This window comes from Cytophaga hutchinsonii ATCC 33406 (assembly GCF_000014145.1).
Taxonomy (GTDB): domain Bacteria; phylum Bacteroidota; class Bacteroidia; order Cytophagales; family Cytophagaceae; genus Cytophaga; species Cytophaga hutchinsonii.
This window is the reverse complement of sequence record NC_008255.1, coordinates 3,727,166-3,739,724: the sequence shown is the minus strand read 5'-3', so window position 1 is coordinate 3,739,724 and position 12,559 is coordinate 3,727,166. Positions and strand designations below refer to the sequence as shown.

Genomic DNA, 12,559 nt, shown 5'->3' with positions numbered 1-12,559 from the left:
GGATATAATGAACCAGAGAGGAACCATCCGGAATATGGGAATGGGATATGCCGGTTCTTCCCTGACAAGTAAGGAATACATCAATTTCCTTAACCCTGCGGGTTTGGCTAATTTTAAAGGCAAGTATTCCGATTCCCTGGTAAAATTTGATGTAGGTTTTACCATACAATACAAAACGGTTACAGGCGGAGGTATTTCATCCAATTCAAACGGTGCAAACATCAACCACCTGGCTTTTACATTTCCCGTTTCAAAAGTATATACCATGGGTTTGATGCTGGCTCCCATGACAACCGTACAGAATAAATACAGTTATACAAGTTCGGTACCTAATGATCCCAATAACTATTCCGCCATTTATAAATACGTTGGCGATGGTGGTATTTATCAGTTTCAGTGGATGAACGGGATCGGTATTACAAAAGACCTGTCATTGGGCGTTACAGCAAGTTATAATTTTGGAAACATTACACAGGAAGCTTCTTCACAACTGATAACAGATGCGTCAAATCCCGATAAAGAAAATGAGATCGGTACAAAGAGAAAAACAAATTACAGCGGACTTTCTTTCAAACCAGGTTTTATTTATAACAGGCAATTAACCATCGGTGATACTGTTTTTTACAGAGATTCTACAGGCCGCAGATTAAGCATTAAAAAAATACCTGAACCAATCAGTTTTAAGTTTAGCGGGGCACTTGAAGTGTTCCCGGATATTAAAGGAACAGAATCCCGCGCGTTAATTATCCGTAATCCAAAAAACCAGCTGACACTTGATTCTACGTTGTCGAAGTCTACCAGCCATGCGTACATACCAACAACCTACCGTATCGGAACAAGTTTTGAAAAAGCCGGAAACTGGACACTTGCCGGAGATATAGCTTATACAAACTGGTCAAATTTTGATAAGAACAAATTCAAAAACGATTCGTTGAGCAGCGCTTCTTACAGCATTTCAATAGGCGGAGAATGGACACCGCAAAGTGTATATAAAGATAAATCAAAAGGATACCGCATGCACAGATTAAAAACGTATCGTGCAGGTTTTTGCTATTCACAAACACCTATCGTTGTTGCCGGAAGCAGATTGTATGACTATTCCGCTTCAATCGGAGCTTCCATACCGGTTGGTTTCCGTACAAAAGACAAACCGCTTTTGCCTAAATTAAATGTAGCTTTCGTTGTCGGACAGCGTTCTACATTTTCTTCTGACCAGGTTTCAGAAATGTATTACAGATTGCATTTAAGTATGACAATTTACGATAAATGGTTTCATAAAAGACGTATTCAATAATGTTGAGACTGGTACTATTTTCAGCATGCATCTTTTTGCTATACAGTTGCCAGGCAGATGTTGAACAGGCAAAATATGTAGAGCCCTACACTGGCCCTATGATGATTTCCGACAACATTCAAACCATATACAGTGATTCGGGAAAGATGAAGATGAAGCTGGAAGCACCTGTTCAGTTGCTGCTGCAGTCAAACGACAGAGAATTTCCGGAAGGTATTTATGTGGAATTTTTTGAAAATAAAGAAACACCCAAAGCAATACTCACTTCTAATTATGCGATTTTTTATAAAGAACAGAACCTGTATAAAATCTCCGGGAAAGTAGTGGTTGACAATAAGGAAGAAGGCAAAAAACTTACTACAGAAGAACTCTTCTGGTCGCCTGTAACCAAAAAAATATATACCGAAAAGCAATTATTTATAAAAACAGCAACCGAAACAATTGAAGGAGTGGGGATGGATGCGAACCAGGATTTTTCCTCCTATACCATCCGCAAACCAGTCGGTATTGTTTCAGTTAAATAACACACAAACCTGATGAAAAGTAAAAGTACCTTTACCGTAGTTCTTTTTTATTCCATGGTAGGTTTGCTGATGATTTCCATTCATCAGAATATGACCAATGGATTTGCCGCCAGTTATGTCTTTTATATGTTAACATTCATGTTTTTTTTAGGTTTTACATACCGCAAAATGAATGAATCCAAAGAAGATAATAACTTGAAAGACAAAGGGGATTCTAAGCCTGAAAAGCATTTTAAACAAAAACACAAATAATTAATTTTCAAAACGGTACAAGACTTTTGTTTTTACGGAGGTTTGTCGTTATTTTGCAATTCTTTAGAAACGTATAAAAATGGGTATTTTCAATAAAATCAATCAAAGATCCGGCCTGGTAGTAGGTACTATTGTAGCAGGTTTATTATTATTCCTTTTAGGGGATGCTTTTACATCAAAAAATTCTTTTTTCTCTAGTTTTAATAACAAAGTAGGTGAAATCGATGGCAGTAACATTACTGTTGAAGAATTCCAGAAAGAAATAACAAAAGCAGAAGCATTATATGGCGGCAACGGAAACAATGCCAATATGGATGATCTTGCGTGGACACAATTAGTGTTTGAACGGGTTAATAAAGTTGTTTACGAAAAAGCAGGAATCGAAATTTCTGAAGGTGAAAAAGTTGATTTGTTAGAAGGTGAACACATGTCTGATGTTGTAAAACAACAGTTCGGTTCAGCAGAACAATTGAAACAATTTTTAAAATATTTAGATTCTGACCAAATCCAGTCAGAAGAAGAGCGTGCAAGCATTAAAGGCCGCTGGAGAGCATTAAAAGAATACGTATATAACGAGAGAATGCGCAGCAAATACGAAACGATCATTAAAAAATCGGAGTATGTTACAAAAGCAGAAGCAAAACGTTATTACCATGCGTTAAATGATAAAGCAGAAGCTGAATATGTATATGTGCCTTATTTTTCAATCAATGACACAACGATTACGGTTACAGATGCAATGCTTGAAGATTATTTAAAAGCACATAAAAATGAATTTGAAGTTGAAGCAGGCAGATCGATTGAATTTGCAGTATTCAACAACGTGCCTACAGGCGTTGACAGTTCTTATGTTAAAAAAGATTTAGCGGAATTAAAAGATGAGTTTGTGTTAGCTAAAAACGATTCTGCGTTTATCCGTTCAAATTCAGATGCACCGGCTGATCCTAGCTATGTTCAGTTAAATCAACTGCCTCCAGCACTTGCAGCACGTGTAAATTCATTACAGATTGATAGCGTTTACGGACCGTTCTCCTATGGTACAGGATATTCACTAACTAAAATATTGAAAATTGAAAGTGATACAAATGTAATGGCTAAAGCCAGTCACATTTTATTCCGTACAAACGAAACAGACCCTGCAGAGAAAAAAGCGGAAGCCAAAAAACAGGCACAGCAGATCTTAGCAGAAATTCAAAACGGCGCAAGCTTTGAAAAAATGGCCGCTCAGTACGGCGGTGATGGTACGGCTGCAAATGGCGGTGATCTTGGATGGTTCGGCAAAGGCCAGATGGTTAAACCGTTCGAAAATGCAATCTTTGGCGCTTCTAAGCCAGGTTTGTTACCAAATATTGTTGAGACACAATTCGGATACCATATTATCCGTGTAGATGTTGCAAAAACAGGCCGTAAGTTTTTGATTGCATCGGTTCAGAAAAATGTTGAAGCGTTTGACAATACCGTTGACTCTATTTACAGAAACGCTGACGCATTTGCTGCTTCAGTAAAAGATACGGGTACATTCAGAACAGAAATTAAAAAATACACAGCAGGTGTTGCTAAATATGAGCAGGCAAATGTTGATGGCGCTGCAAAAGGAATTACCAGCATAAACGAAGCAAGAGAAATTGTTAAGTGGTTATACAGCGACGACAGATCAGTAAATGATGTTTCTTCGGTATTTACTGTAGAGAATAAAAACGTTGTTGTATTACTTACAAGAATACGTGAAAAAGGAACCGCTTCTGTTGAAGATGTAAAAGATCAGATCAAACCAAGAGTGATCATCGAAGCAAAAGCAAAACTTATTAAAGAGAAATTAAAAGTTGAAGGCAATGATTTTGCTGCAGCTGCTAAAGCATACGGTAAAGATGCTGTTACAGGTACTGCTTCAGATATTTCACTTTCTTCAGGTATGATTACAAACGTTGGCTACGAACCGGAAGCAGTAGGTGCTTTATTTGGTTTAGCTAAAGAAAAAAAGACAGAAGCATTTACCGGTGAAAACGGTGTATTGGTATTAAAAAACAAAAACATTACCGTTTCTGAAGTTGCAGATTACAATCAATTTGTGACGCAATTACAGCAGCAGCGCAATAACAGATTGGCATATGGTACAGTTGAAGCGGCAGTTAAAAAGACCGTTGAAATTGAAGATATGCGTTACAGATACTAATTTTTTTACAATTACAAAAAGAAAGTCACGCCGAAAGCGTGACTTTCTTTTTGTAATTGATTTTATTTATATAATATATTTTCACTCTAATAACATCTTATGAAAACTATATCACTAACCATTTATATTATCCTTAGCGCGTTCCTATCGTTTGGACAAATTCCTTATGCATATAATGATGAAATTATTACAGATGGTAAGCCAGTAAAGGTTAAAGAATATAACTACGATTACGATAGCCAGGAAGAGCAGTATATAAAAAATCATACGTTTACATATAATTCAGACGGAAAACTTACAGAACATATTGAAACGGGGAAAGATATTACGGAGATGTATCAGACATTTCGGTACAGATTCCAATATGATACAGAAGGAAGATTGTCATACTACTGGAATGAACAGGAAACATTGTCAGGTTATAAAAGCCAGTATGAGCAGCAGTGGTTGTACGATAGCCATGGTATGATAACGGATGTAAATATCTGGAGTGTTGTGAACGACACAAAATATCTGATACCTAATTCTTACAAGAGATTAATCAGCCGCGATGGAGAAGATAAGGTCCTTAAAATAGAAAAATACATCTATGGTGTTGTTATTAAAGACGGAGAGTATGAAGAGAAATATATCTTAGAAACTATTTCTACATTCAAATATACAGATATTAATACTCTGGACAGTATTATTGTATATCGCAGTACTGATCTGACAAACGGCGGCACTATGGCATTGGATTCAAAACGTTACAATTTTGATTTTAGAAATTACAACGTTTTGAATACAGACCTGATAACATACGATTCATACGAAACATCAAATTACAACGACGAAAAAACGAAGTTACTGAACACCTATGATTTAGAGGGAAGATTAACTTCACAAAAAATAACAAATCTGAATGACATTATTATTAGTAAAACTGCGTGGATATATGAGTTAGATAAAGTGACTGCTACAGGAATGTATGAAAAGAAAATTGATTATATAGATGCGTCTGGCAGAAACCGGAAAACAGAAACATATTCATTTAATGGCACTGATTGGGAACTTCTATATCCAGCGAATATGCAGAACATAAGAATGTTTCAGGACGGTAAAATTGTTTCTGACTTACTTGAAAATTATTATGATAGTGAAACGGGAATGTATAAAAACGACACCAGATTTGATTATGAATATTCTCTGACAGCAGGTATTTTAAATCAAAAGGCTTCGGATGTTATATTGTTATATCCGAATCCTAGTACTGGAATTGTTTATTTAAAAGACTATCAGAAGATACAAAAACTATCTGTTTCATCTATAAGCGGAACACCAGTTATAGTACCTGTGCAGGAACAGGTTGACCTTTCAGGGTTTTCGGCTGGAATTTACATTGTAACTGCTGAGTATGCAGATAAACGCTTAAGCATACAACGCCTGATATTGAAATAGTTCTTAGCGTTAATTACATTGAAAATCCCTCATGTAGCGTACCGTCTATATGAGGGATTTTCAATGTATGTCATTTTTGTTATTTACTTACTTCAAATACGTATATTGAAATACGGAACTCCATTTCTATTATGTCTTCAAAAGCATCAAAATACGATCTACTTTTTCAGGAACAGCTGGCCAGGCTCAACACTGCACAACGTGAAGCAGTTGAAACCATTGAAGGTCCTGTGCTTGTAATTGCCGGCCCTGGCACCGGTAAAACACAGATCCTTTCCGCACGTATCGGTAAAATTCTGGCCTCACCTGATTTACAGGTGCAGCCGCATAATATTCTCTGCCTTACCTTTACCGAAGCCGGTACAGTTGCCATGCGCAAGCGCTTACTTGATTTTATTGGTCCGGAAGCATATCGCGTGCATGTATACACGTTTCATGGTTTCTGTAATCAGGTCATTCAGGAAAATCTGGACTACTTTGGCGTACGGAATTTACAGCCAATCTCTGAATTGGAAACGATTGAGTTATATCAAAAACTCATCGATAACTTTGATGCAACAAGTAAGCTGAAGCGCTTTAAAGGAGACATATATTATGACCAGATTGGCCTGAAAGAACTTTTCAAAAATATGAAAAGTGAAGGCTGGTCGGAAGAGTCCATGTATATCCTGATTGATCGTTATGTAGACGAATTGAAAGATGATCCCGAACATCAATATAAACGCAAGTCAGGAAACAACAACAAAGGGGATTTAAAGGCTAGCTATTATACAGAGATTGAAAAGATGGCCAAACTTAAAGCGGCCATTGCAGAGTTTGCAAACTTCAATGCTGCTATGGGTGCCATACGTCGTTACGATTACAACGATATGATTCTTTGGGTGCTGAAAGCGTTTAAAGAAAATGAATTGCTGCTGCGCAACTATCAGGAACGGTATCAATACATCTTAGTTGATGAGTACCAGGATACAAGCGGCTCGCAGAACGAAGTAGTAGATCTGCTTGCTTCGTACTGGGAACGCCCGAACTTATTTGTTGTTGGCGATGACGATCAATCCATTTACCGTTTTCAGGGAGCAAATATTAAAAACATCATTGATTTTAATAGTAAATATAACCCTGCACTTATTGTGCTTAAAGAGAATTACCGTTCTACACAAGCCGTGCTGGATGCTTCCATGGCTGTTATAAAAAATAACAACGAACGGTTGGTAAACAGTGTACAAGGACTCGATAAACAACTTACGGCTAAAGGCATAATTGCAGCGTCGCATGTTGAACCGAAAATTATTGAATATTATAATGAACTGCATGAAGAAGCGTCTGTTGTTGAACAGCTGGAAAAACTTCATCACGAAGGCGTTGACTTATCTGAGGTTGCAGTGATCTACCGCAAACACTCAAAAGTAGCCGATATTATAAAGGTGCTGGAGAAACGCAAAATTCCGTTAAACATTAAACAAAGTATTAATGTACTGCACTTGCCATTCGTTCAGAATCTGATTGATATTTTAGCTTACATTCAAAAAGAAAATGAATACCCGGATTCAGGAGAAGAACAGTTGTTCCGGTTAATGCATTTTGAATATTTTAATATTGACCCGACAGATATTGCAAACATTTCCAGAAAAACACGACGTACGTCTGAAAGTTCCGCTATCCGCTGGCGCGAACTGATGTCTAAAAAAGAAGAGCTGGCAAAACTGAATCTGCATTCGTTGCCATCCATTCTTTCACTGGAAGCAAACTTAACCTATTGGCAAAAAGAATTTCATAACATTACCTTACAGGTGTTGTTTGAAAAAATTACAACACGCGGCGGCATACTTTCCTGGATCATGAATTCGTCTGAAAAGACCTGGTACATGCAGGTATTAACAACGTTCTTTGATTTCTTAAAAGAAGAAACCGCACGCAATCCATTGCTGTCGCTGAAAGAATTTTTGTCAACCATACAGAAGATGCTTGATAATGATGTGCGGCTTAATCTTCAAAAAATTATTCATGCAGAAAAAGGTGTAAATTTTGTTACCGCGCACTCTTCAAAAGGATTGGAATACCGGTATGTGTTTCTGATCGGCTGTAACTCCAGGCAATGGGAGGGACAGGCCGAGCGGAGTTTTGGATTTAAAATTCCAAGTACTATAACAGAAAACGTTGAACACGATAAAGAAGAAGATGAACGCCGGTTGTTTTATGTTGCATTAACACGTGCGAAAGAATATTTATACATATCCTATCCGGCAAAAGATGTTAATGAAAAGGAATTGGTCTGCAGCCGTTTTCTGGTAGAACTTACCGAACAGGAAACAACAAAAACAACTTTTGTAAGCCTTTCAGATGATGCTATTGTTCAGTATAAACTAGACATTCTGCAGTTTACCGAACCTCCGGTAATTCCATTGATAGATGCCGTTTATTTAACAGAATTATTAGAGAGCTATCAGTTGAGTGTAACACATCTGAACAAATATCTTTCATGCCCGATTGCTTTTTATTTTGAAAACATGTTGATGGTGCCAAGTGCACGTACAGCTTCATCGGGCTTTGGTACTGCGATACACGAGGCACTAAAAGATTTCTTTGCAGCTATGCTGGCAGATGAAGAGAAGCGTTTTCCTACGGTACAGTATTTGTCTGAGGTATTTAAATTGAAATTGAAAAACGTGCATTCGCACTTTACATTGATTGAATATAAAAATTATGAAACATATGGCTCTACAGTAGTTTTGCCTGAACTGTATGAAACATATATTGGGGAGTGGGAAAAAAATGTGTTGCTCGAACACCGCATCGATAATGTTGAATACAAAGGCGTTCCTATAAAAGGGAACGTAGATAAAATTGAAATTCATGGTTCTGATGTAAATGTGATTGATTATAAAACCGGTAAATATGCAAGCAGTAAATCCAAGCTGCTGCCGCCGACAGAGAAAGAGCCGAATGGCGGTGATTACTGGCGCCAGATTATTTTCTATAAACTTCTTATAGAAAATGACCGGAAAACAAACTACAAAGTTGTAACCGGCGAACTTGATTTTGTTGAGCCGGATGCTGCAACAAAAAAGCCAACCAAACATAAGATTTTCATTTCGCCGGAAGACGAACAGATTGTTGCCAATCAAGTGATTACTGCGTATGCAAAAATAAAGAACCATGAGTTTTCACAAGGCTGCGGCGAAGAGGATTGTACCTGGTGCACGTTTGTGCGCTACAATTACAAGCCAATGGAACTCACACACAGTGAGCAGGAGTAACAACAAAAGGCACACCAATTTAATATATTGTAGGCATAATTCATTTTGATGAATTATGCCTTATTTTCTTACAATAGTATAACTTAATATTGGATTGATTAAATTATTTACATAGATTTAAGTTAATCTGTTTCTTCACTACAGTATCATCCGCGCGCATTCATGTCGAAATCACTTCTAAAAATACTTCCTGTATTAATACTCTTTTCACTGCTTTATTTTTCATGTAAAAGAGAATTTGATAAACCGCGTTGGGATACCAAGGTATTGGCTCCTTTGGTAAAAAGTAAATTGTCTATCAATAATATTATTACCGATACTTCGCGGCTTCAAACAGAATCAGATAATTCAATCTCGCTGGTAAATCGCCAGCAGATTTTTGGATACACCATTGATTCGTTGGTTTCGCTGGAAGCACCTCAATTTAAAAGAACCGTTAAGTTAAGCAGTCTTGTTTTATCGGATGAAAGTATTACCAGAAGAATTTCATTAGGTGAAATGGCATTGCAATTAAAGGCACAGGGTAATCCGCTCGGTGATCAGATCATTGCAGCAGGTAGCTTAGGTTTTCCTGTTCCTTTTCCGGGAGTAAATGATATTACTGCAGGACCGATTACAATTGATGTTGACCAGTTTTTTAAAACAGCCGATTTATTAAGCGGAGAAATGATTGTTTCGGTTACAAACGGGCTTCCGTTAACCATCACAAATCTTCAGTTCTCATTAAGTAATAATGATCCGGCATCTGTTATTACAACGCAGACATTTACAAATATTCTTAAAAATACTACCCAGACAAAAACACAGGATCTGTCCGGTAAAACCATCGGTTCGGTAATTGATGCATCGATCGACGACATGGATATCGGATCGGGCTTTGTTGTTATCGACACTTCCAATGCGCTGGTTGTAACACTTTCTATAAAAAACATTAAAGTGTTTTCAGCTACAGCTATTTTCCCGGAACAGGATGTTGTAAATGAAACATCAAACGTAGAATTGCTGGGATTGAATAATGTTGAGCTTACAGAAACAATTATCCGCCAGGGTACCGTGCGTGCTGACGTATACAGTACAGCCGAAGACACTGTGCGCTTTACCTATGAAATTCCGGCAGCAACGAAAGATGGCCATACATTCATATTCGAAGCGGTGGTACCGCCTGCACCCCCAAATGGAAATTCGTATGCGCAATTCAATTCTGATTTTTCAGGTTACCTGCTTGATCTCACAGGGATAGGCGGAACAGAGTACAACACCTTTGTGAACGTATTAAAAGGAAAAATAAATTATACGGGAAGATTGGTGAGTCTTTCGCTGGAAGACAGCCTGGATATTACCCTTACGCTGGTTGACCCCAAGCCAAGTTATATTAAAGGATACCTTGGTGAAGATGCGATGGCTGTTGGTCCGGGAGAAATTAACATTGATGTGTTTGACAATATTTCTGCGAGTGTGCTGGATTTTGCATCAACGGATGTTTCCATTGTATTTGAAAATGCGTTGGGTATTCCTGCAGAAGGTGTCTTACAATCATTAACTGCTTACAATACAAAAACAGGAGCAAGCCAGAGTTTAACCGGCAGCCCTGTAAACCAGGCTTTCCCTATCGGGCCTGCACTTGAAGGGGGCGGATTTCCGATTAGTACTACTTCCTCCATTGATGTATCTACCGGGTCTAATGCTGCTGCACTATTAAATATCCTGCCGGATAAAATTGCATACGAAGGAGCGTTTCAGTTTAATCCGAATGGGAACAGCACGATTAACCCGCATACGGATTTTGCTTATTCGGGTGTTGATCTGAAAGCGTTTCTGGATATTAAAATTCCATTGCGCTTAATCGCATCAAATCTGGTTCTATCGGATACAGCCGATTTTGATATCCCGGCATTAAACTCCGGTGGGTTTCAAAGCGGGAAATTTAATTTGCTTGTCTGGAACGGATTTCCATTAGATGTAAAAATTGATATGATATTTTTAGGTAAAAATGGTTTGCCGATAAAAAGCATTGAAACAGATAACATTATTCAGGCAGCTGCTATAGACGGCAGCGGCAGAGTAACGGTAAGCAAATACAGCGTTGTACCTTTTGAGCTGAGTGGTGCTGATGTCGCTACACTCATCAGTCAGGGAGCAAGCATTATATTTAAAGCACGTTTCGATACGCAGCCTGCAAATACACATGTGAGCATATACAATGATTATGCAATTGAATTTAAGTTAGTAGGGGATATGGATTTCCAGGTTAATAGCGGAAAATGAAAAAGATCAGTAGCATAATAGTATTTATTTGTAGTGCAGGGACCTTGTTTGGCCAGGTAGATTTTGACCGGCCTGAAGCCTTTTTATTTGAACGTAAAAACAGACTTTCATATGTAAGTCCTGAAGTATATGTATTTCATGCTGATAGCGAAAAAGTTCAAATGAAATCAAAAAAAATTCGATTTGTTGTTTTAAGTCAAGAATTGAATTATGCCGGATATTTCTCTGCGTATGGTGCTGGCTATGTGAATTCCAATTCACTTACAAATGCTTTTTTTAAATCGTATTCGTATACGAAATCATATATAGATGATGATATGAAACAACAGCAGGTTGATCGTTTTAAAAAATCAAATACGGTTGGTTCAGATATCAAAGTTGGTGTATACGGGCAATATAAGTTCAATACAATCCGTGTTGAAGCAGGGCTTATGTATCGCGATTTTAATTCTGCTCAATTTTCTTCGGATGCATTTAAGCTTCTTTTTTACGGAAACTCCATGTATGCAGGCCAAACGGCAAGCTTAGATCCGATGAACATGCATAATGTAAATTATCAAACGGTATACATGGGTATTAAAAAGACCGTTGGTAAAAAACAAAACATACAGCTTGGCGCACGCCTGGGAGTTGTCCGGGGCGGCAGGTTACAAAAAATACGCTCAAAGAACGCATCACTGTATACAGATAGTGCCGGCGGTTATTTAACGCTGAACGGCAAATTTGATGTTGCCTATACAGACGATACGGTATATGCGCGTGTGCCGCAAATGCACGGCGGCGGATTAACTTCAGATTACTTTTTTTCCATTAAAGGAAAGCGGAGTGAATTTGCTGTTGAATTATTAGACGTTGGTTTTATCCGCTGGAATGATATTACCACATTCAGCGGCGACGGTTCATACACGTATGATGGCGTTCAGATCGATAATCTCATTGGAGGAGGAAATGGCATTCAACTCGATCCGGTAAGTTTTACAACAGTACTGGAGAATATGGGCGTAAAGAAAAATGTAAAGGATGTAAGCTACATGCTTCCTTCAACGTTACATCTTTCTTATTACCGCCATCTGTCGCCTAACGTAACTGTTACAGGCGGCGTGCGCCAGCAATTTGTGCGCGGGTATATGCCTAGAATATACGGTAAGCTTGCGTATTATCTGACAAAAGATTTTGTACTTATTCCCACGTTATCGTATGGCGGTTTTGGCAGAGCCGATGTTGAATTTGGCATTGCAAAAACGTTTTCAGATCATGTTGTTGTTTCAACCAATTTAATGTGGTTTGAATACCTGGTTGCACCTTCTAAAACTTCCGGCCACGGAATGAGTGTGGCATTCAGTTATTATTTTTAACT

At 38.0% G+C, this 12,559-nt stretch carries 8 protein-coding genes; all 8 read left to right on the top strand.

The window, feature by feature from the left end; translation table 11 throughout:
* Positions 1–7: 7 nt before the first annotated feature.
* The 8 genes from CHU_RS15920 to CHU_RS15885 all read left to right on the top strand — a co-directional run bounded on the left by CHU_RS15920 (position 8) and on the right by CHU_RS15885 (position 12,557).
* Positions 8–1,294 (top strand): outer membrane protein transport protein, encoded by a 1,287-nt coding sequence (locus CHU_RS15920; protein ID WP_238379300.1) that lies wholly within the window; start codon positions 8–10, stop codon positions 1,292–1,294.
* A complete protein-coding gene (gene lptC, locus CHU_RS15915; protein WP_011586619.1) occupies positions 1,294–1,818 on the top strand; it encodes an LPS export ABC transporter periplasmic protein LptC in 525 nt (174 codons plus the stop codon). Before CHU_RS15920 ends, lptC begins: the two co-directional genes overlap by 1 nt.
* 12 nt (positions 1,819–1,830) lie before the next feature.
* Complete coding sequence (locus tag CHU_RS15910; RefSeq protein ID WP_011586618.1) at positions 1,831–2,070, top strand: hypothetical protein; 240 nt, start codon at positions 1,831–1,833, stop codon at positions 2,068–2,070.
* A 79-nt stretch (positions 2,071–2,149) separates the two neighbouring features.
* Positions 2,150–4,243, top strand: a complete 2,094-nt coding sequence (locus CHU_RS15905) for a peptidylprolyl isomerase (protein WP_011586617.1) — start codon at positions 2,150–2,152, stop codon at positions 4,241–4,243.
* 99 nt (positions 4,244–4,342) lie between these two features.
* Positions 4,343–5,680 (top strand): T9SS type A sorting domain-containing protein, encoded by a 1,338-nt coding sequence (locus CHU_RS15900; protein ID WP_011586616.1) that lies wholly within the window; start codon positions 4,343–4,345, stop codon positions 5,678–5,680.
* A 131-nt stretch (positions 5,681–5,811) separates the two neighbouring features.
* Positions 5,812–8,937 (top strand): ATP-dependent helicase, encoded by a 3,126-nt coding sequence (locus tag CHU_RS15895; protein ID WP_011586615.1) that lies wholly within the window; start codon positions 5,812–5,814, stop codon positions 8,935–8,937.
* A gap of 162 nt (positions 8,938–9,099) precedes the next feature.
* A complete protein-coding gene (locus CHU_RS15890) occupies positions 9,100–11,202 on the top strand; it encodes a hypothetical protein (RefSeq protein ID WP_011586614.1) in 2,103 nt (700 codons plus the stop codon).
* A complete protein-coding gene (locus tag CHU_RS15885) occupies positions 11,199–12,557 on the top strand; it encodes a hypothetical protein (RefSeq protein WP_011586613.1) in 1,359 nt (452 codons plus the stop codon). The genes CHU_RS15890 and CHU_RS15885 overlap by 4 nt, the downstream gene beginning before the upstream one ends.
* Positions 12,558–12,559 lie beyond the last annotated feature (2 nt).